The sequence below is a fragment of the Streptomyces sp. 8N114 genome (genome assembly GCF_052245835.1).
GTDB lineage: Bacteria > Actinomycetota > Actinomycetes > Streptomycetales > Streptomycetaceae > Streptomyces.
The window spans coordinates 436,746-456,276 of record NZ_JBQQBT010000003.1 but is presented as its reverse complement, the minus strand read 5'-3'; the positions used below and the strand labels follow the sequence as shown (position 1 = coordinate 456,276).

The following is a 19,531-nucleotide window of genomic DNA, read 5'->3' as shown; positions in this document are numbered from 1 at the left end:
CTGGCGGGAGTTCGAACTCCTCCACCGTGGCCCGGACACGCCACGCATTCACGAAGGAACTGGGGTGGCAGGTGGCCGACGAGCTCTTGGACGGTGACCCGGAGCTGGTCGTGCCCGTCACCGTGCCGGACCTGGCCGGTGAATCCGATCGCCGAATGCCGTTCGGGAAGTTGATGCGCTTGCGTGTTTCCGGATGGGCCAGGCAGACACTCGCAGCGAAGCCGGTGAAGAAGACCAGTCCGGCCGCGCGACTGGCCGCCCTGTTCCTGGCCGCCCACAGCTCCTCCAAGCTGCACGGAACTCTGCCCAGCAATCTGCCCGAAGCATGCCGGGCCGGTGCTTCCCGATCTGGTGAACAAAGGCTTCCTGAACGAGGCGGAGGAGGACCGCTACCGGCTCTCCCCTGCGGTACGCCACCTGTCAGGATTGCGGCGCCCTGACCCTGTCGTCGGCCGTACGGGAGAGCGCACCCAGCCGGCACCGCACCCGGAGTCACCCTTTGACTCTCAGGCGTGGGCGCAGTGGAAGAAGGAGGCCAGCCCGGCGCTGCGGCGGCACGTCGAAGTAGTCGAGCAGTGCGCTGTGTGCGCTTTGCCTGAGGAGCGAGTCGCTCGCGCCTTCATGGAGCCGCCGCGCGTGTCCCACCCCGACAAGAAGACGAAAGCCCAGTACGGATCCTGGAAAGCAGAGCACCCGGACCGGGGCCTGCTGGCCGCCCGCTACACCGTCGCCTTCCGTGCCGAGCACGGCCACGGCCCCTCCTACAACCAGCTGTGCACAGGGCTCGGCTGGAACGTGAGCCCTGCATTGCGGGGGTTCGTTGTGCAGCGGCTGCTGGCCAACGAGTGGCTGACGGACACGGCCCCCGTGCCGTGGACTCTGCGGCCGGGTAGGTCCGCCCAGCTCCAGGGCATCTCCCTCCCGACGCAGGCACACCCAACCTCCCGGCAATCGACAGCACGAGCGTGAAAATCCCGAAATGACCACTCCTCCTGGAAGCGAGGTCGGCATGAGCGGTCTGGAGGAACGAACTAGCGGCGGGTGGCGCGCAGGCGCAGGCCGGCAGGGGTGAGGGCGCCGAAGGTGGTGACCTGGTGGCTGGGGGCAGGGCCGGCGGGCTCGCTCAGGTGGTAGCGGCGGGCGGTCTCGGCGGTGAGGAGGGTGAGTTCGGCCAGTGCCATGGCCGTGCCCTCGCAGGCGCGCGGTCCGGTGCTGAAAGGGAGGAACACCCCGGGGGTGGTGAGGGAGCCCGACGCGTCCAGCCAGCGTTCGGGGCGGAATTGGTCGGGCGCCGGGTGCTCACGGGGGTCGCGGTGAGCGGTATAGGGGCAGACAAGCACCGTGGTGCCGGGTTCGACCCGGTAGCCGCCGAGTTCGGTCGGGTGCGTGGCCCGGCGCGCCAGCAGCCAGTTGGGCGGGCGCCATCGCAACACCTCGCGGACGTATGCCTGGGTGTAGCGGAGGGCGTCCAGATGGGCGCCGGTGATCGTGTGCGGGTCTTCGGGCAGCGTACGGGCCGCCTCCTCGGCCACCCGGTCCGCCACCTGCGGATGCCGCGCCAAGGTGAGAAGGAGCCAGCCTGTGGCCCGGGTCGGTGTCTCGGCGGTGGCGACGATCAGCCCGGTGAGGCTGTCGGTGATCGCCGCGTCGGGGAGCAGCCCATACTGGGAGGAGGGGCGCAGCATCTGCCCCAACAGGTCATCGCCGAGTCGGCCCGTGCTTCGTCGCCGGTCGATGACACTTTGCAGCATCTGGGCGAAGACGGCCTGTTGGCCGGCCAGGAAGCGACGCGCGGGGGTGGGAACCCAGCCAGGCAGGGGCCAGCTGTTGATGATGCCCTCGCGGGCCTCGGCGAGGCGGGCGCCCGCCTCCTGGAGGGCGTGCGCGTCTTGGGAGAAGAGGTAGCGGCATCCGATGTCGGCCAGCACGCGCTGAGCCCGGGGCAGTACGGCGACTTCCTTGTCGGGCGGCCAGTGTTCGGCGAACCGCGCCGTGTCCGGGGCGATCTCCCCGATGCGGGCCGCCACCGCCTTCGGCCGCAGCCCGCGCATCCGCGCGGCGTGACCGTGGGCCCGCTCGGTGGGGCCAGGCTCGGATCCGTCGATCCGCTTCATGGGCCGGAAGGTTCCCGGAAGCGTGGCGTACTCGTAGGTGGTCCGCCGCAGTACCGCCTCGCAGGGCCCAGCGGTGGCAGCCACGTAGACATCCGGATCCAACTGCCAGACGTCGCCGCACTCACGGGCGCCCCGCTCCGCGGCAGCCAGCCGGTCACGCCGCCAGGCCGACGCGCGTCCGCTGACCCCGGGCAGCCGCGGGGGCTGCTGCATACGCCGCATTCCTGGCCTCACTCCACCCCTGGCAAAGCGCATCGGACGAGTGACGGGGACGCCGCTATCCAGGCAACGTCCGCCCACCTCAAGACAGCTCCACGCCACCTGCCACCACAGCGGCCCGATGATCAGCGGCGTTGAGCTGGACTACGCCCAGTAGAAGAAGTAAGCCCCATACTGGCGTGAAATGTGCAGCTTGCCCATCAGCTTCTTGATCACGGTCGTGCTCCTCACTGGTTTCTCTTCCCTGTGCCTCATCACCGGGACTTCATGAGATCTCCTCCCCTTCTGCACGAGAGGAGACGCGCGGAGCACACGGCGCTTGGGAGCGTTGCCCCAGTCCGGTAGTGCGCGCAGCGCGCCGCTCATGTGGGGGACCCCCCTCACTGTGCCCGGGCCTGAACGACAGGCTGCGACGACCAGCGGTAATTGCGCATGAGTTTGCCGCTGTAGGGATACGGAGCTTCCCCCTCGAAGACGAAACCGTGCGCGAAGAGCACCGCCTGCTCGATGTACGAGAGCGACGGATGATCGGCTTCCATACGGGCGGTGAGGGACAGCAGACCACCATGGGCCTGGGCCCGGGGCAGCACCGCGGCGGACGCCTCCCGGCAGTAGCCCCGGCGCCAGTAGCGACGGATGAACATGGACACGACCTCAAGGTCGCCGTCCTCGTTGGCAGACAGCCCACACAGACCGACAACCGCGCCGTCGATGCGCTGCACCACCGTATATACAGCGGATCCCAGCTCCTCATACTCCCGCGCCCACTTCTCAAGCCGCCCGCGGGCCGTCTCCCGGCCCCAGGCGGCTTCACCCCCGAGGTTCTTCAGCGCGAGCGGGTCCTCGAAGAGCGCACACAACGGATCGAGATCAGACCCTTGTATTGCCCCGCAGGGTTGTTCACGCGGCTGATGGGTGGTCGGCCTCCGAGTGCGGTGTGGCACCGGTGGTGGTTGTAGGTGTGGAGGAAGTCGGCCAGAGCGGCGGTGCGTTCGGCGTTGCTGGAGTACGGACGGACGTAGGCCCATTCGTCCAGCAGGGTTCGATTGAGGCGCTCCACCTTGCCGTTCGTCTGCGGGCGATACGGTCGGGTGCGTTTGTGGGTGATACCGGTGGCGTGCAGCGTCTGAGCGAAGAGCTTGGCCCGGAAGCAGGAGCCGTTGTCGGTGAGTACGCGCTCGACGGTGATGCCGTGCGCCGTGAAGAAGGCGTTCGCGCGTTGCCAGAACGCGGCGGCGGTCTCTTTGCGTTCGCTGGCCAGAACTTCGCTGTAGGCGAGGCGGGAGTGATCGTCGATGGCGGTGTGGACGAAGCTGTAGCCGATTATCGGGCTGCCGCCCTTGCGCGCATCTGTCGTGGCTTGCCGGTTGGCGCCAGCCTGCTGCCGGGGCATGATCCGATGTCCGCCGCCGTCGGGTACGTTGCCGAGCTTCTTGATGTCGACGTGGACCAGCTCGCCGGGGCGTGAGCGTTCGTAGCGGCGGATGATTTGGCCGGTGGGCCGGTCCATCCAGCGCATGCGGTTGACGTGGTGCCGGGTCAGGAGGCGGTGAACGGTGGATGCAGGCATGCCCAGGATCGGGCCGATTCTGGCGGGGCCGAGTTTCCGCTCGCGCCGCAGCTCGCAGATCCGGGCTTCGACGTCGGCGGGGGTGCGATGCGGTGTCGTCCGGGGCTGGCTGGGGCGATCGTAGAGCCCGGTGTCGCCTTCGGCGCGCCAGCGGCGAACCCATTTGTGGGCGGTGGTGCGGGAGATGCCCATCTCTTCGGCGACGTGGGCGACGGGTCGGCCGGCCCGTACCCGGTCAACAAGGAGCCGCCTGCCATGGACGGTCAGCCGGGCATGGGGATGAGACACGAGGTCCTTTGTTGTGGTGTAGGTGCGAACGAGTACCAGCGGGGACGATCACGAGGCCATTGACACCCTCATCGGGTGGCTTTCGACGGTGGGCTGTGCCCCTGCAGGGTGGTGAATGCCGCATCCACCAGGGTGGGCAGGTCTTCGGCGCCGTCGCTGTCCACCCAGGCGGTGAGGGCGGTGGTCAGTGCGGCCAAGGCGGCGGCGGCCAGGACGCGGGTCGCCAGTTCGCTTTGCTCTGGTCGGCGGCTGGCAAGGGCGTGGGTGAGCATTTCCTCGGTGGCGTGCTGGTTCTCCCAGACCCGCGCGCGTAGGGCAGGGGTCCGCAGGACGAGCCTGGTGCGGATCAGCAGTGCCTCTTTGTCGGTGGCGTAGACGGTCTTCAGTCCGTGGGCCAGGGCCTGGTGCAGGGCCGTGAGCGTGTCCTCTTCTGGAGGACGCTGCGCAATCAGCTGGCGGATCATCGGGTCGTAGTCGTCGGTCTCGACGACGGCCTCTTTGGTGGGGAAGTGCCGGAAGAAGGTCATGTGGGACACCCCGGAAGCCGCGGCGATCTCCTCCACCGTGGTGTTCTCATACCCCTTGGCCAGGAACAGCTGCAGGGCCTGTTCCTGGATGGTGCGACGGGTCTGGGCCTTCTTGCGGGCCCGCAGACCCGTCGGCTCGGGCTCAGATGCGGTCATCGCTGGTGGCTCCTTCTTTGGTCAGGCGTTTCCGAGTTCGAGGCGGCGCCACCGCATTGTCGTCGCGACGATGGAGATCACCGCGACGGCGACCGGCAGGACGAGCTGGATGCCGGCGACGTGGATGTCGGCGCCGCCGAGTCCGGACCACAATCCCGGCACGGCCCACGGGAACCAGCCGCCACCGCCGAACGAGGTGACGAGCTGGGTGGCGACGACCAGGCCGATCAGGCCGCCGACGGCGCCGAGGTAGCCCCGGGTGACGGTGGCCAACCAGGCCAGCGGGAAGGTGTTGCACGCGCTCAGCAGGCACACGCCGAGCGGCAACCACCACCGCGGCGGCTGGGATCCGAGGTCACCGAGGACCAGACCCATCCCGACCAGCACCAGGGTCGACGCCACCGAGGCGAGCAGGCTCCAGATCAGTAGGACGGTGCACTTCGCCAGCGCGATGGCACCGCGGCCCGCGGGCAGGCCGAACAGCCCTGCGACGGTGCCCTCGGTGAACTCCCGGCCGAAGCACCAGGCGAACCCGAAACCAAGGCACAGCAGCACAGCCACCGCCATCACCTGCGCGCCGGTACCGAGATAGGCGGTCCAGCCGGATCCGTGCACCAGCAGCCGGGCCTTCGCCGCAAAGCTCGACGAGGAGTTGGCCCGCAGGGCCAGGATGGCCCCCGCGGCGAGCAGCGCGGGCGCGGCCACGATGATGGCGGTGCAGATGACGGCCACCGGCGCCCGGCGCATTTTCCTGGTCTCGGCGGCGAGGAGCCTGCCGAAGTCGCCGGTCATGCCGCTTCCCCGGGATGGTCCTGGTCAGCCTGGTAGATCAGGTCGAAGAACGCACGCTCCAGGTCGAAGCCGCGCGGATCGAGGCCGCCGACGATCCGGCCCCGGTGCAGCACGGTCACGGTCTCCGCGAGCCGGGCCAGCTCGTCCAGGTGGTGGCTGGAGACCAGTACCGCGCCGCCGCGCTCGGCGACGCCGGTGATGCTCTCCCGGAGGCGGACGACCGCCGAGGGGTCGAGGGAGTTGCTCGGTTCGTCGAGGACGAGCACGGTCGGCCGATGTACGAGCGCACAGGCGAGCGCCACCTTTTGCCGGGTGCCCAGCGACAGCCGTTTGCCGCGCTGGTCCAGCCATCGCTCCATCCCGAGGTTCTCGGCAACGGTCTGCACGCTGTCCGGGAGGGCCGCGCGGTCCATGCCGTGCAGGAGGGCGGCGGCGGTGATGTTCTCGCGAGCGGTGAGCTCGGGGTAGATGGCCGGGGTCTCGATCATCTGCCCGACCTCGCGCCAGCGGGCGGCGGGCAGCGCACCGACCGGGATGCCGAACAGCGACGCTCTCCCGCCGTCGGCCGACAGCATTCCGAGCATGATCCGCATCAGTGTCGTCTTGCCGGCGCCGTTCATCCCGACCAGCGCGTGGATGCTGCCGGACCGGACCGCCAGGTCGACGCCGCGCAAGACAACTTCGCCACCGAGCGACCGACGCACACCCTGCGCCTCCACAAGGACATCGCCGGTCTGCCGCCCAGAAGTCACCGGCCGCTGCGTTCCAGCGCCCGCGACGGTGGGATCATGCATGAGACCGCCTACGTTAGTGACTAACTTTTGTTAGATACTAACGCGAATGGGCAGCAGGGCCAAATGATCAACTTCACGCCGTCCAGACACCTCACTCATCGACGGGTTCCCGGCCCCTGTCAACAACGTTCGTGGGCAATACACCTAGGCGGAGTTCGGCAGGCCCTTTTCGGAGGCACGGCCTCATTTCTGCGAGGGTGACTGTGCTGTACGGCCGCGCTGAGTGGACGTCAAGTCTGATCTTCCTTGGTTGCTGATCGCTCGATCGTGGTACTGAGCGCCGCTCTAGCCATCTGCTGGGCATGTCCATGCTGGGATGCGGGGTATGGAGCGAGAGCCGTACCCCAGCGACTTATCGGACGAGCGGTGGGCCTTGATAGCGCCGATGATCACGGCCTGGAAGCAGGCCGGGTGAAGCGGTCGGCAACCGGAGACCCCGGGTCCTGTGACCTGAGGGAGGTCGTGAACGCGATCTTCTACCAGAACCGTACGGGCTGCCAGTGGCGGTTCCTGCCGCACGACTTCCCGGCCTGGTCCGCAGTGCTGTACTTCTTCCAACTCTGGTGCGAGGAGGGCCTCGAGCAGCAGATTCAAGAACTCCTGCGCTGCCAGGTGCGGGAGAAAGCCCGCCGCTTAGAGGGCCCGTCGGTGGTGATCACCGATACCCAGTCCGTTCGTGCGGCCGCCGGTGTCCCCAAGACCACGACCGGACTGGACGCCAATACGAAGACCTCCGGGCGCAAGCGGGGACTGGCCGTGGACGTTTCGGGCCTGGTCATCGGTGTCGTGGTGCTGGCCGCGTCGAGCCACGCCAACGCCGCCGGCACCGCCCTGCTCGGCCAGGCCGCCGACAAGTGCGGGATGCGCCTGGAGAAGGCCCTTGTGGACCAGGGCTTCAAGGACGAGGTCCTCATCCACGGCGCCCTGGCCGGCATCGACGTCGAGGTCGTCCGCCGCAACCGGGCCAACCAGGGCAAGGCTTCGTTCCGCAGCCGAAGCGGTGGATCGTTGAGCAGGTCAACGGCACGTTGATGCTGCACCGTCGGCTGGCCCGTGAGTACGACCACCTCCCCGCCACCTCTACCTCGCGGGTCTACTGGGCCTCCATCGCGAACATGACCCGGCGTCTGACCACCCCCGCCCCCGCCTGGCGCGACACCCTCGGGCTGGCCGCGTGAACGTCATCGAGCTCCTGACCGACCTGAAGGCCCAGCAGGACCGGACCTCGACCCGGGCCGGGAACTACGCGAGCAGATCCTGCACTTGACTGGGGCCCTGGCCGAGACCGAAGCACGACTGGCGGACCTGGCCACCATCGCCAAGGTCATCGCCGACCTCGTACCAGCAGACGAACCTGAACCGGCCGAGCCGAGCGCCGCCTACCAGGCCATCGTGAACGCCTTCAACACCCACCCCGACCGGGCCTTCCGGGCTCGTGAGCTGCATGAACTCCTCGGTATGCCCACCGACGAGGCAGCCGTGAACATCACCCGCAGCCGCCTCGGACGCCTCACCCGCCAAGGCTTCCTCACTCAACCCGGACGAGGTCGGTACAAGAAACAGACTTAACGCCCGCTCAGTTCCCCGCCTCCGCCAAGGACCGGGTCACCAAGGCCCCGGCCGCAGACGACGACGTCAACACCGAGGGAACCGTCTACGGCAACTGCGGCAGCTCCTACGTCACCCACCACTACAAGTCCAACGACTACCCGGTCCGCATGCGCACCGGATTCGGTCTGAAGCAGCCTGCCGTCGGCTACGCCTGGGTCGCCGCCCTCACCAGTCCCGGCTTCGCCGACGACTACGAGAGCGCTGGCGGCCTGGCCTTACAGCGAAGCTGGGACGGCGAGTACAACAGCGACGACGAGTCCGAGGGCTGGTACTTCGCCGCGGTGGCCCCCGTCGCCTCCAACGCCGTGCTGTGGAACGGCAACGTCTGCACCAGCGGCGGCCCGACCGAGCTCGAGTACCTCACCGATCCCAAGGCCGCCTGCCTGGAGAACATGCCCTCCGGCACCGAGTCCGCGGGCGACGGCTGGATCCGCAACACCAGCGTCGGCGTCGACCATCGCAACAAGACCACCATCCCGCAGGACGGCCCCGGCCGGCGCGCTTCTGCAGCCACCGCCTGCCTGACGCAGACCGGCGGCGGCAACGCGGCCCGCGGCGACATCACCGGCTGGCGCGACGCCCAGATCTTCCGGGACGCCCCCCCGGAGCCCGCCTGGCCCGCTGCCACCTGATCGCCAACATCCTCGGCGGCAAGGGCCAGTCCGCCGCCACCAGCAGCAGACGAACCTCGTGCCCTGCTTCCAGGTCGGCATGAACACCGGCGCCGGCAGCATGCGCACCTACGAGTCCGTCGTCCAGGACGCGGTGGCCAACGATCTGGGCCGCAACGACGCCGTCTACTACAGCGTGACGCCGCTTTGTCGGGACGAGACGAGCACCATCCCGTTGCCGGTCATGATGAGCGCCACGCTCCAGCGCGACGACGGCAGCTCGCGGTCGCTGTTCTCGTTCCGCATCGTGGGGAAACACCGGCCCGGGTAGCGTCAACCTCGGAAACTGATCCGGAGCAAGGCGAGCAACGCGTCATAAGGGAGCCGGAAATGGGAACCACCCTGCGCCGCACCACCCCGCCTCGGTACGACGCCGCAGCAGTCGTCCCCGACCTGGCTCCCCTGGCGCGCACGGCGACCCGGCTGCACCCGCGGCCCGGGTCGCCCACCCCGCGCGACAGCTCGATCGGCGGGCCGCTGCTGTGGCCCGCCGACGAGCCCTGGCCCCACTGCGAGGGCCCGCACGAGCCGGACGGCCGCCACACCCCGACGCCCGACGACGTCCGCATGCTGCGCCGTCTGCGCGCGGCCGCGGCCGGGCGCGCGCTCAACCCGCAGGAGCAGGACCAGCGCGAACGTGCGCGGGCGGGCCGCGCATGGCCCGAGCCGGGCGAGCCGGTGGCGATGCTCCCGGTGGCGCAGCTGTACGCTGCCGAGGTCCCCGGCCTGCACCCTCCGCACGGCGCCGACCTGCTGCAGCTCCTGTGGTGCCCCTTCGACCACCCCGGCCAGGCCGAACCCGCCACCCGCCTGCACTGGCGCACCGCCGATGCGATCGCCAAGCCGCTGCAGGAGCTCGCCCCGCAGCCCCCCGCCGTCCAGTACGAGGGCTGCCTCCCCGAACCCTGCCTCCTCGCCCCCGAGCAGGTCACCGAATACCCCGACCCCATGGAACTGGAGCCTGGCCTCGCCGCCCGCCTCGAGGACCCCGACACCTGGGACGGCGACGAGCTCGCCTATCTCAACGACCTCTCCTACGCCCCCGGTTCGAAGGCCGGCGGCCGGCCCGCCTGGGGCCTGACCGACCCCGAACCCGTCCCCTGCCCCGCCTGCGAGGCGCGGATGACCCCGCTCCTCGCTCTCGCCTCCACCGAGTGGACCGACGAGTCCGCCTCCTGGGCCCCCCTCGAAGACCACGGGTCATCCCCCACCCCCGCAATGCTTCAGGTAGCCGACGCCGCCACCCTTCAGCTGTACGCGTGCCCCACCGACCCGCACCACCCCCATCAGGCCCGGGTGCAGTAACCGCCGACCCCATCCCTCAGCCGCGCCCCTCAGCCGCCCTCGCGCGGGAAAGCCGCCGTCCCCAGCACCAGCCCGACCGGGGTGTCCGCCCCTCCCGAGGGCGACGGCGAGCGACATAGGCCCGCACCATCTGGTACGAGATCGAGGAAGATCAGACTTAACGTCCTCTTAGAGAGGTCATGGGGGTGTCCGTCGGTTTCTGGGTGGTGTGAGTACGGGCGTAGGCGGTGGCTGCGGCACCGTCCGCGCCGTCCGCAGGGACGGTCCGTGGGCGCTCCAAGGTGGGACGACGCCCGCCGCCTCGGCCGGGGGATGTGTACTCCACCGGCCACCGTGACCGCGAGCACTCCGAGCAGGGCCAGGACGGCGGCCGGGGCGAGGACAGCCCAGGGGGCGCGTTCGGCATACGGCTGGTTCTCGGCGAGCAGCAGGCCCCATTCGGGGGAGGGGGCTGGGCACCGAGGCCGAAAAAGCTGAGCGCGGCCGGGTTCAGCGCGATGCCGGGCAGTCGGAGCAGGGCGTGGCGGACGACAGGCGGCAGGACGGCCGGGAGCAACTCCCGGGTGAGCAGGTACCGCTCCGTGGCGCCGAGGGGCGCAGGTGGCGGTGAGGTGGGTGGTGGCGCGTGCCTGTTGGAGGAGGGCGGAGGTGTGGGTGCCCAGGGGGTCCAGGCACTGACGGCCACGGCGATGGCAGGGGTCCATGGGCCGCTGCCCGCGAGGCCGGTGACGAGAAGTCCGGCCAGGACGCGTGGTACGGCGTTGATGGTGTCCGGCCACGGGCCCGCACAGGCGGGGAGCAGGCCCAGCAGGATGCCGGTGACGAGGGCGGCGGCGCTGTCGGCCAGGGTGATGCCGAGGGTGGTGACCGCGCCGTGGGCGACGCGGGCCAGGATCCACGATGTGGAACCGTTTCCTCATGGGACGGTTCGGTCTTTGTCGTGCGCCGGGGTCCGCCCGTGCGGCCAGCGGTCGGGTTCACATGCGCCCGCCCGTGTGAACGGCCTCGCTCGACGTCCTCCACTGTCGCCGTCTGCACGGGGTGCGGGCGTCAACCGTCCTCGTGGGCGGCCAGGATGCGCTGCACTCTTTCGGCGTTCGTCTCGATGTGGTGACTCACCTCGCGCTGTGCGCGCCGGGCGTCGCCTGTCCGAATCGCTTCCATGAGCGGCTCGTGCTCGGCGACCACCTTGCGTGGGTTCTCGTACTCCCGCTCGTGCGCGGACAGGGCCATGAGGTAGAAGCGCAGTTCCCGGGTCAGTCCCGCATGGAACGCGTCGATGCGGCTACTGCCGAGGGCTGTCACGATCGCCGCGTGAAAGGCCAGGTCCGCGGCCACGATGTCAGCGCGCTCGTGTGATGTGACCACCGTCTCGAGGCGGGAGTAGGACTCTTCCACGATCGCGAGTTGCTCACCGGAGAGGGGCGCCGCCAGCGCGGCCGTCTCCAGGCGCTGACGGGCGGTGTAGAGCTCCGCGACCGTCTCAGGCGTCGGAGAGATGATCACGGCCCCGCGGTTCACCTCGAACCGCACCAGGCCGCCGTGCTCGAGCAGACGGACCGCCTCGCGGACCGTGTTGCGCGCGATGCCGAGTTCGGCGGCGATCGCACTCTCGCGCAGGCGCTCACCAGGGCGGAAGGCCCCCGCGAGAATCCGCTGTGAAAGGCCATCCGCGATCTGCTGTGCGGTCGTCGTCCTGCGGGTCACCAGCCCGTCGAGTGCCGTCATGGCGGTATCGTACCGAGTCGGACCTCTAGCGCTCAACAGTAGAACTGTTCTACAGTTCCCATCGACGGCCACGCAGCTCGACATTCCCCTGGGCAGCGTCCACGCGCCGTCGCCCGACGTCGCAAGTCCTGCCCCCGCCCAGCCACCGCAATGCCAGGCGCTCCACGTCCACTTCCGACCCGCAGACCGCCTGACGCGCACACGGCCAGCGTTGTCGCATGCGCGACCCCGGCAACGACGCCGCAGAAAGGCTCAGAACAGTGCAGACAACCTCCGAAGTCACCACAGAGCACCACCAGCCCGACGCGCCAGGGCCGCTCAGACAACGGCACGTCCGAATGATCGCCCTCGGCGGCATCGTCGGCGCGAGCCTCTTCGTCGGCAGCGGAGCGGTTATCCACACCGCGGGTCCGGCGAGCATCCTCTCCTACGCCCTCGGCGGCCTCCTGGTCATCCTCGTGATGCGGATGCTGGGGGAGATGGCCACCGCCAGCCCCACCCTCGGGTCGTTCATGGAATACGCCCGCGCATCGCTCGGCGGCTGGGCCGGCTACACCATCGGCTGGCTGTACTGGTACTTCTGGGTGGGCGTCGTGGCGTTCGAGGCGGTGGCCGGCGCCAAGCTGCTCATGCTGTGGATCCCAGACGTACCCCAGTGGGTCTTCTCCCTGATCCTGATGACCCTTCTCACCGCCTCGAACCTCGTGTCCACCCGCTCGTTCGGCGAAACCGAGTTCTGGCTGGCTTCGGTCAAGATCGTCACGATCGTCGTCTTCCTCCTCGCCGGCACCCTCTTCGCCCTGGGAGTCTGGCCAGGGTCGCACTTGTCGGTCGGCAACGTCACCCACGGCGGCTTCGCCCCCAACGGCCTGTCGGCGATCCTGCACGGCATCGTGATGGTGATCTTCGCCTACGTCGGTACAGAGATCGTGACCATCGCCGCGGCGGAGTCCGCTGACCCGGTGAAGTCGGTGGTCAAGGCGACCTCCTCGACGGTCTGGCGTGTGATCATCTTCTACGTCGGCTCAGTGACCCTGCTGGTGATGATCACCCCGTGGGACCAGATCCCGACCCAGACCAGCCCGTATGCGGCCGCCTTCGGCAAGATGGGCATCCCCGCGGCCACCACCATCATCAACGTGGTCGTCCTCACCTCAGTGCTGTCCGTGCTGAACTCCGGCCTGTACACCGCCTCGCGGATGCTGTTCGCACTCCAGCGCCACAACTGGGCGCCGAGATGGGTCGCCGACCGCAGCCGTAAGGGAACGCCCTGGAAGGCCATTCTGGCCTGCACATCCGCCGGTTATGTCGCCGTCGTCATGAGCTACGTCGCCCCGGACGCCGTCTTCGATTTCATCATCAACTCCGCCGGGGCCGTGGGGCTGTTCGTCTACGCGATCATCGCCGGATCACAGCTGCGCATGCGGCGCCGGCTGGAGCGCGAGGCCCCCGAGCGGCTCAAGCTCCGCATGTGGGGCTACCCGTACCTGAGCTGGATCACCCTGGCGGGCATCCTGGTCGTGGTGAGCTCCATGCTGCTGGTACCGGATGCCCGCTCGCAGCTCTACCTCAGCATCCTCAGCCTGGCCGTCATCCTCGCCACGTACGTGGTCGTGCGGTACGCGCAGAAGGCCGCCGCACGTCGATGACGAATCAAGTACCGACGCCGTCTCGGGTGGCTCTCGTCACGGGCGCCACCTCCGGGATAGGCGCCGAAGCCGCCCGGCGACTCCACCATGACGGATCCGCTGTGCTCCTCAGCGGCCGTTGCGGCGAACGAGGCGAGGCCCTGACGCGTGAGATCGGGCGCCGACAACGCCTGTTTCGTTCGGGCCGATCTACCCGGGACGGCGAACCCGACCGCCTCTTGGCCGCCGTCGACCGGTTCGACAGGGTGGACGTGGTGGTGAACAACGCGGCAGCCGACCACACCGGAGCACTGCTGCACGCCCCCGCCGCCGACACCCGCGCCACATTCGAGATCAACACCTTCGCCGCGATCGCCGTCCTCCAGGCGGCAGGGCGCGCCATGCGGCAGTCGGGCGGCAGCACCATCAACGTCACCTCCCGGCTGGCCACGGTCGGCGTCCCCACGATGGGCGTCGACAGCGCCAGCAAGGGCGCGAGAAGGCCCTGACGGCAGCAGCCGCGGTGGAACTCGCGCCGTACAACATCCGCGTCAACGCCGTAGCACCCGGCACGACCCGCACCCCGCTCTACGAGGCAACGGCTCAGCTCCCACAAGGACCCACAAGCCGCCGCCCGCACAGCGGCAACAGCATTCCGCTCGGCTGGCCGGCCACCCCGCAGAACGTCGCAAACGCCATCGCGTTCTTGGCCTCATCCAACGCCGACTACATCACCGGCATCACCCTTCCCATCGACGGCGGCTACACCGTCCAATAACCCGCACACCCCAGGGAAAAAGTCATGTCCCACGAGAACCCGTCCGTCCTGACCGGTCCCGCCCTCTGGAGCGCCCAGGCCCACATCCCGTCCGTCCTGGGACGCCAGCTGACCGTCGACCGCGCCGAAGGAAGCTACGTCTTCACCACGGACGGCCGCCGTCTGTTCGACGGTACGGCCGGTCTGTGGCACGCGAACGTCGGCCACTCCCGCCCCGAACTCGCCGAGGCCGCCTACGAGCAGACGCGGCGCCTGGAGACGTACCACATCTTCGGCCGCTACCTGAACGACCGAGCCGTCGAACTCGCAGAGCGCCTGGCCATGCTCTCGCCCATCGACGACCCCAAGGTCATCCTCAACAGCGGTGGCTCCGATGCCATCGACGTCGCCTGCAAGCTCGCCCGCCGCCACTGGCAGCGCGAGGGACACACCGGCAAGACCGTGATACTCAGCCGCGAGTTCGCTTACCACGGCCTGCACGCCTACGGAACCAGCATCGCCGGCCTGGACTTCAACCGCGCCGGCTACGGCAGCGAGTCCCTGGTGCCCGAGACCGCGCGCGTCTCGACCCACGACATCGAGGCGGTCGAGCGCACGGTGCGCGACATCGGCCCGGAGAACATCGCGGCGATCGTGACCGAGCCCATCCAGGGCACCGGCGGCGTCAACCCGCCTGCCCCCGGCTACCTGGAGAGGGTGCAGCGGATCTGCCGCGAGAACGACATTCTCCTCATCGTCGACGAGGTCATCACCGGGTTCGGACGTACGGGCCACATGTTCGCCTCCGAGCGGTACGGCCTGCGGCCCGACCTGATCACCTTCGCCAAGGGGGTCACCTCTGGATACGCCCCGCTGGGCGGCGTGCTTGTCGCGCCCCACATCTGGCAGCCATTCTACCGGGACTCCTCCGACACCCCCGTCTTCCGCCATGGCGCCACCTACGCCGGGCACGCGACCGCCTCCGCCGTCGCCCTGCGCAACCTCGACCTCCTCGAGGAGGACAAGCTGCTGCCCCGAGTGACCGAACTGGAGCAGCTGCTCGCCCGCGAACTGAACGGCCTTACGGCCCGGGCAGCCGTGGTGGAGACGCGTGTGGCAGGTTTCCTGGGCGGCATCACGCTCACGGACGACATCAACGCCGAAGCGGTCACCGACGAACTGGTCGAACACGGTTTCATCACGCGGCCGCTGCGCGGCAACACCGTCCAGATCAGCCCCCCGTTCATCACCACCGACGACGAGATACGGCAACTCGTGGCCGCCATCGACACTGTCCTCTCCGCCCAGGAAGCCAAGTGACCACCATGCGCATCCTCCCTGACGCCGATCCGACCGCCCTGGCCGACTCCGACAAGGTCCTGGCCAACCTCCACCTCGCCGTGCCCGGCGTGAACCGCACCTTCGACGTCCACGATCCGGCCACCGGCCGGACAATCGCCCAGGTCCCCGACTTCGACGTCCAGCAGGCCCTCGACGCCGTCGCCCGCGCCGACGAGTCAGGCCGCTCCTGGGCCGCCACCACCACCCGGCACCGCGCCGACATCCTGCGCACCTGGTACGAGCTGATCCTCAGCAACGCCGACATGATCGCCCTGCTCATCACCCGCGAGATGGGCAAGCCGCTCGCCGAGGCCCGCGCCGAAGTCACCTACGGCACGGACTTCATCCGCTGGTACGCCGAGGAAGCGGTACGCCCCGCCGGAAACCTCCGCGACGCTCCCACCGGCGGGGCCCGTCTGTTCACCCGGCGCGCACCGGTGGGGCTGTCGGTCCTCATCACCCCGTGGAACTTCCCCCTCGCCATGGCCACCCGCAAAATCGCCCCGGCGCTGGCCGCCGGCTGCCCCGTCGTCATCAAACCCGCGCCGCACACCCCCTGACCACGATCTTCGCGGCCCAACTCGCCATCGCAGCGGGTGTCCCCGAAGAACTGGTGCAGGTCGTCAACACCACCGACGCCCCCGCCTTCAGCACCGCCGTGCTGGCCGATGCACGGGTGCGCAAGGTCTCCTTCACCGGTTCCACCGGCGTCGGCAAGTTGCTCCTGCGCCTCGCGGCCGACAACGTACTGAAGAGCTCGATGGAACTGGGCGGAAACGCCCCGCTGCTGGTCTTCGACGATGCCGACCTCGAACGGGCCGTCGACGGGGCGTTCGCCGCCAAGATGCGCAACGGAGGTCAGTCGTGCATCGCCGCCAATCGCATCTTCGTCCAGAACGGTATCGCCGACGCCTACGTCGAAGCCCTGACCGAGCGACTGGCCGCCTTGCAGGTCGGCAACGGACTCGCCCCCGGCGTCGGCCTCGGCCCCGTCATCGACAACAGCGCTGTGGCCAGACTCGGCGGCCTGGTCGAGGACGCGACCCGCCGCGGCGCACACCTGCTCACCGGCGGCTCGGCTCCCAGCCACCCCGGCACGTTCTTCGAGCCGACGCTCCTGGACCACGTACCGGCTGACGCCGACCTCGCCCGCACCGAGATCTTCGGGCCCATCGCCGCCATCCAGCGCTTCTCGCACCAGGACGAGGCCATCGCCCGCGCCAATGACACCGAGCACGGTCTGGCGGGCTACGTCTTCACCGAGAACCTCGACCGTGCCTTCAACGTGGCCGACCAACTGGCCACCGGCCTGGTCGGCATCAACCAGGGCGTCCCCTCGAACGCGGCCGCACCGTTCGGCGGGGTCAAGCAGTCCGGACTCGGACGCGAGGGCAGCAGCGAGGGATTCGAGGAGTACGAGGAAATCCGCTACTACAACCTCTCTTTGCGCCCGACCGATTGACAGGCCCTCGTTGGCCCGCCGCGACGCCCCTGCCTCGGCGGCGAAGTCGCGGCCCACGAGGTCCGGCACCGGACCGGGCACCGCCTGAGTGAGGGACCATCGCTTCGGCCTCGGCCGGCAGAGCACCAGGCCCAGCTCGCACATCAGCTGGCGGACCAGCTCCGGGCCGGCGGTGTGGCCCTGGCGGAGCAGCTGGTCTGGTGGCCTCGATGTGATCCGCGGCGGTGTTGGAGCCCACGTTGCCGGGCCGCAGCAGGCCCACGACCGGCTCGCCGGACCCGCCCCGGCCGTGGTCGACGAACCCCATCAGCGGGTGGTGGCCGAAGGTCTTCTTCCAGGTCGCGGCGGCGTCCTGCTCCTCGGAGTGCGCCAGGACGAGGACCCCGTCGATGTCCACGATCACCTGCCCGCCCGCGTCCGGCGCCGCACCCCCGGCCAACCGCCATACCTGCTCGCGCACTTCAGCACGGGCGTGCGCAGCGCGGCCAGGACCCGCTGCCCCGCCCGACGCCGGCGTGCCGGTCAGGCGGAAGAACGTGGTGTCGGAGGCCACCGGCCCGAACACGGCCGGCTCGGCCCGCAGCAGGGCCACATCGACCAGGCAGTCCCCGCCCAGGGCGACGGCGAGCGCCACATCCAGCAGGATCTTGCCCGGATCGTGCACCGCCCGAGCCTTCCGCCACGGCTCAAGCGCCGCCGATGTCGCCGCATCCGGACCGGACTTGCGGACGGTCTCTGCGAGCAGCACCGCCCCGGCCTGCGAAACCACTCCGCGATCGCCGCCCTCGACGCGGACACGCGGGTAGGAACCGATGCGCTTCTTCACCTGGAAAGTGCCTCCGGCGGCGGGAACAAGGACCTCAGCGATCCTCATCCTCGCTAGGCAGAGCAATGCCGGTGATTTATTGCATCGGTGCAGGTGGGACGCCATGCTGGTGGCGGTTTTGGATAGGTAGGCATCCTGGGATGCATGAGGGGATTCTCCCGATTTGACGATGCGCCAGATGACCTCGGGACACGGCATCGGGGCTCCCGGTAGGGCAGAAGATCGACCAAGATCTGGCTGATCCCATTCTCTCCATGTCGTACCAGCATCCCAACTTCAACCGTGACGACGACGGAGCCACGATGCCCCTCCGCGGCGACGGCGGATGCGACGGCGACAAGACGGCACTGCCCCCGACGACGCGGCCGAGCCAGTGCCGGTACGGGTGTGTCCGGAGGTGCCGACGAGGCCGCAGGGTGGTGGTCGTCGTCGGCACGGTGACCGGGAAGTGCTGGCCGCGATCGTGTTCGTGGCAACGTCCGGCTACACCTGGCAGCAACTTCCCGCGGCGTCCTTCGGACCGTCCGGTGCCACAGCCCACCGCCGCTTCTCCGAGTGGTCGAAGGCCAGAGTGTGGGCGAAGCTCCACCGCCTGATCCTCGACGAGCTCGGCCCTCGCGGCGACCTGGACTGGTCCCGGTGCGCGGTCGACTCGGTGAACATGCACGCCCTGAAAAGGGGGACCTGACAGGTCCGAATCCTGTTGACCGGGGCAAGTACGTCGCAGGTGGGTCATCGAGCGCACTATGTCCTGGCTGACCGGCTACCGCAGACTCAACCACCGCTACGAACGCGACCCGGGCAACTACCTGGCCTTCCTCGGCCTCGCCGCCGCCATCTGCTGCTACAAACGACTCATCCGCCTCACGACATAGGACACGGTCTTAGCCGCCCGGCCCCCTGCTTACGGTCGGCGGACTGGAGGACTGCTGCGAGCAGGCCGTCGAGCAAGCCGTCCGGCTCCACCTCGCCCCTGCGGACATGGTCGAGATCGCCGGTTGTCACGCCCCCGACGCCCTGACCTCCGACGTAACAACGCACGTCATCGCCAGCAGCCCCCGCAGCAGGCCGACGACACACTGTTCACAGGCGAGCAGGCCGCCGGGCAGTCGATGCCGTTCACCCGAGAGACCACCGCCGACAAGCCCGCCACGAACCCGCCCCAGGCGTGGGCCGTACACCACCGCGTCGTGATTCACGGTGAGTTCCACAGCCTCACCACCTGCGGACTGACTCGCTACGGCGCCGACGACTGCGCGCGTGTACTCAAGTAACTATCTTCGGCAGCCTGCTGTGGGACACGTCATTGCCGTGTGCCCGGGCCGTGGTCGCACGGGCGGACAACAACGTCACAGCTACCGCGGCGACACCGCAGTACGGCGTCTGCCGACGCCCCTCGAATCCGGGGGGAGTTGCTGCGGGGGCAGTCCGCCCGGCCAGCCGGTCACCGCCAAGTTCCACCGCGCCACCGGCTGCGCTTCTCCGGAACGCATCTTCTGCTCCGCGGGAAGCACGAGCAAAACGAATAGGACAATTTCTCATCATTGCCGGGCTGGTGGCGGTGCGTTGAGGGGTCGCGCAGCCGTTTCGAGGTGCGGCTCAATCGAGGACCTGATCAGTGATGGCGCTGCTTCTGGAGAAGAAGGCCGCCCGTACGGGATCAAGGACCACTCAGAGGCGATACATTGAGTTCAAGCCATACACCAGATAGGGTCTTGTGCATACGAGAGATGAGTGCTACT

General features: G+C 69.0%; 18 protein-coding genes and 5 pseudogenes. 14 read left to right on the top strand and 9 right to left on the bottom strand.

Annotated features, from left to right (window positions below):
* Positions 1–336 precede the first annotated feature (336 nt).
* Positions 337–969: a hypothetical protein gene (locus ACTWQF_RS10330; protein ID WP_443278866.1), complete on the top strand. Its 633-nt coding sequence runs from the start codon at positions 337–339 to the stop codon at positions 967–969.
* Between the two features lie 62 nt (positions 970–1,031).
* Here ACTWQF_RS10330 and ACTWQF_RS10325 read toward each other — a convergent pair whose 3' ends face one another.
* From ACTWQF_RS10325 to ACTWQF_RS10300, 6 genes are all read right to left on the bottom strand, one after another.
* Entirely contained in the window at positions 1,032–2,327 is a 1,296-nt protein-coding gene (locus tag ACTWQF_RS10325; RefSeq protein ID WP_443278865.1) for a cytochrome P450, read from the bottom strand.
* A 386-nt stretch (positions 2,328–2,713) separates the two neighbouring features.
* Positions 2,714–3,193 carry a GNAT family N-acetyltransferase gene (locus tag ACTWQF_RS10320; protein WP_443278864.1) on the bottom strand — a complete coding sequence of 160 codons (480 nt, stop codon included), beginning with the start codon at positions 3,191–3,193 and terminating at the stop codon, positions 2,714–2,716.
* Positions 3,160–4,191, bottom strand: a complete 1,032-nt coding sequence (locus ACTWQF_RS10315; RefSeq protein WP_443278863.1) for an IS481 family transposase — start codon at positions 4,189–4,191, stop codon at positions 3,160–3,162. Before ACTWQF_RS10315 ends, ACTWQF_RS10320 begins: the two co-directional genes overlap by 34 nt.
* Before the next feature lie 68 nt (positions 4,192–4,259).
* The gene (locus ACTWQF_RS10310) at positions 4,260–4,874 is read right to left on the bottom strand and encodes a TetR/AcrR family transcriptional regulator (protein WP_443278862.1); all 615 of its coding nucleotides are present in this window, start codon (positions 4,872–4,874) and stop codon (positions 4,260–4,262) included.
* A 21-nt stretch (positions 4,875–4,895) separates the two neighbouring features.
* The gene (locus tag ACTWQF_RS10305) at positions 4,896–5,666 is read right to left on the bottom strand and encodes an ABC transporter permease (RefSeq protein ID WP_443278861.1); all 771 of its coding nucleotides are present in this window, start codon (positions 5,664–5,666) and stop codon (positions 4,896–4,898) included.
* Positions 5,663–6,460 (bottom strand): ABC transporter ATP-binding protein, encoded by a 798-nt coding sequence (locus ACTWQF_RS10300; protein ID WP_443278860.1) that lies wholly within the window; start codon positions 6,458–6,460, stop codon positions 5,663–5,665. The genes ACTWQF_RS10305 and ACTWQF_RS10300 overlap by 4 nt, the downstream gene beginning before the upstream one ends.
* 325 nt (positions 6,461–6,785) lie before the next feature.
* On the opposite strand from ACTWQF_RS10300, the pseudogene ACTWQF_RS10295 reads away from it, so the two are divergent.
* The 5 genes and pseudogenes from ACTWQF_RS10295 to ACTWQF_RS10275 all read left to right on the top strand — a co-directional run bounded on the left by ACTWQF_RS10295 (position 6,786) and on the right by ACTWQF_RS10275 (position 10,047).
* Positions 6,786–7,638, top strand: a pseudogene (locus ACTWQF_RS10295) (IS5 family transposase).
* 85 nt (positions 7,639–7,723) lie between these two features.
* The gene (locus ACTWQF_RS10290) at positions 7,724–8,029 is read left to right on the top strand and encodes a hypothetical protein (RefSeq protein WP_443278859.1); all 306 of its coding nucleotides are present in this window, start codon (positions 7,724–7,726) and stop codon (positions 8,027–8,029) included.
* Between the two features lie 149 nt (positions 8,030–8,178).
* Complete coding sequence (locus ACTWQF_RS10285; protein WP_443278858.1) at positions 8,179–8,703, top strand: hypothetical protein; 525 nt, start codon at positions 8,179–8,181, stop codon at positions 8,701–8,703.
* Positions 8,704–8,761: 58 nt separating this feature from the next.
* Entirely contained in the window at positions 8,762–9,013 is a 252-nt protein-coding gene (locus ACTWQF_RS10280) for a hypothetical protein (RefSeq protein WP_443278857.1), read from the top strand.
* A gap of 59 nt (positions 9,014–9,072) precedes the next feature.
* Positions 9,073–10,047 (top strand): hypothetical protein, encoded by a 975-nt coding sequence (locus ACTWQF_RS10275; RefSeq protein ID WP_443278856.1) that lies wholly within the window; start codon positions 9,073–9,075, stop codon positions 10,045–10,047.
* A gap of 263 nt (positions 10,048–10,310) precedes the next feature.
* On the opposite strand, the pseudogene ACTWQF_RS10270 reads toward ACTWQF_RS10275, so the two are convergent.
* A pseudogene (locus tag ACTWQF_RS10270) lies at positions 10,311–10,942 on the bottom strand (ABC transporter permease); the annotation flags it as partial.
* Positions 10,943–11,097: 155 nt separating this feature from the next.
* Positions 11,098–11,775: a GntR family transcriptional regulator gene (locus ACTWQF_RS10265; RefSeq protein WP_443278855.1), complete on the bottom strand. Its 678-nt coding sequence runs from the start codon at positions 11,773–11,775 to the stop codon at positions 11,098–11,100.
* A 260-nt stretch (positions 11,776–12,035) separates the two neighbouring features.
* On the opposite strand from ACTWQF_RS10265, the gene ACTWQF_RS10260 reads away from it, so the two are divergent.
* The 5 genes and pseudogenes from ACTWQF_RS10260 to ACTWQF_RS10240 all read left to right on the top strand — a co-directional run bounded on the left by ACTWQF_RS10260 (position 12,036) and on the right by ACTWQF_RS10240 (position 16,963).
* Entirely contained in the window at positions 12,036–13,424 is a 1,389-nt protein-coding gene (locus ACTWQF_RS10260) for an amino acid permease (RefSeq protein WP_443278854.1), read from the top strand.
* 26 nt (positions 13,425–13,450) lie between these two features.
* Complete coding sequence (locus ACTWQF_RS10255; protein WP_443278853.1) at positions 13,451–13,912, top strand: SDR family NAD(P)-dependent oxidoreductase; 462 nt, start codon at positions 13,451–13,453, stop codon at positions 13,910–13,912.
* A gap of 14 nt (positions 13,913–13,926) precedes the next feature.
* Positions 13,927–14,181, top strand: a complete 255-nt coding sequence (locus tag ACTWQF_RS10250; RefSeq protein ID WP_443278852.1) for an SDR family oxidoreductase — start codon at positions 13,927–13,929, stop codon at positions 14,179–14,181.
* Positions 14,182–14,205: 24 nt separating this feature from the next.
* A complete protein-coding gene (locus ACTWQF_RS10245) occupies positions 14,206–15,480 on the top strand; it encodes an aminotransferase family protein (RefSeq protein ID WP_443278851.1) in 1,275 nt (424 codons plus the stop codon).
* A 5-nt stretch (positions 15,481–15,485) separates the two neighbouring features.
* Positions 15,486–16,963 (top strand): annotated as a pseudogene (locus ACTWQF_RS10240) (NAD-dependent succinate-semialdehyde dehydrogenase).
* A gap of 169 nt (positions 16,964–17,132) precedes the next feature.
* On the opposite strand, the pseudogene ACTWQF_RS10235 reads toward ACTWQF_RS10240, so the two are convergent.
* Positions 17,133–17,789 (bottom strand): annotated as a pseudogene (locus ACTWQF_RS10235) (transposase); the annotation flags it as partial.
* 325 nt (positions 17,790–18,114) lie between these two features.
* Here ACTWQF_RS10235 and ACTWQF_RS10230 point away from each other — a divergent pair.
* From ACTWQF_RS10230 to ACTWQF_RS10220, 3 genes and pseudogenes are all read left to right on the top strand, one after another.
* The gene (locus ACTWQF_RS10230; protein ID WP_443278850.1) at positions 18,115–18,477 is read left to right on the top strand and encodes a transposase; all 363 of its coding nucleotides are present in this window, start codon (positions 18,115–18,117) and stop codon (positions 18,475–18,477) included.
* Between the two features lie 31 nt (positions 18,478–18,508).
* Positions 18,509–18,664: pseudogene (locus ACTWQF_RS10225) on the top strand (transposase); the annotation flags it as partial.
* Positions 18,665–18,901: 237 nt separating this feature from the next.
* The gene (locus tag ACTWQF_RS10220) at positions 18,902–19,063 is read left to right on the top strand and encodes a hypothetical protein (protein ID WP_443278849.1); all 162 of its coding nucleotides are present in this window, start codon (positions 18,902–18,904) and stop codon (positions 19,061–19,063) included.
* Positions 19,064–19,531 lie beyond the last annotated feature (468 nt).

What these genes read in the sequence shown, in the direction of transcription:
- ACTWQF_RS10325 (WP_443278865.1), bottom strand. Translation starts at nt 2,327, where the DNA reads ATGCAGCAGCCCCCGCGGCTGCCCGGGGTCAGCGGACGCGCGTCGGCC.
- ACTWQF_RS10310 (WP_443278862.1), bottom strand. Translation starts at nt 4,874, where the DNA reads ATGACCGCATCTGAGCCCGAGCCGACGGGTCTGCGGGCCCGCAAGAAG.
- ACTWQF_RS10305 (WP_443278861.1), bottom strand. Translation starts at nt 5,666, where the DNA reads ATGACCGGCGACTTCGGCAGGCTCCTCGCCGCCGAGACCAGGAAAATG.
- ACTWQF_RS10300 (WP_443278860.1), bottom strand. Translation starts at nt 6,460, where the DNA reads ATGCATGATCCCACCGTCGCGGGCGCTGGAACGCAGCGGCCGGTGACT.
- ACTWQF_RS10285 (WP_443278858.1), top strand. Translation starts at nt 8,179, where the DNA reads ATGCGCACCGGATTCGGTCTGAAGCAGCCTGCCGTCGGCTACGCCTGG.
- ACTWQF_RS10275 (WP_443278856.1), top strand. Translation starts at nt 9,073, where the DNA reads ATGGGAACCACCCTGCGCCGCACCACCCCGCCTCGGTACGACGCCGCA.
- ACTWQF_RS10265 (WP_443278855.1), bottom strand. Translation starts at nt 11,775, where the DNA reads ATGACGGCACTCGACGGGCTGGTGACCCGCAGGACGACGACCGCACAG.
- ACTWQF_RS10245 (WP_443278851.1), top strand. Translation starts at nt 14,206, where the DNA reads ATGTCCCACGAGAACCCGTCCGTCCTGACCGGTCCCGCCCTCTGGAGC.
- ACTWQF_RS10230 (WP_443278850.1), top strand. Translation starts at nt 18,115, where the DNA reads ATGCGACGGCGACAAGACGGCACTGCCCCCGACGACGCGGCCGAGCCA.
- ACTWQF_RS10220 (WP_443278849.1), top strand. Translation starts at nt 18,902, where the DNA reads ATGCCGTTCACCCGAGAGACCACCGCCGACAAGCCCGCCACGAACCCG.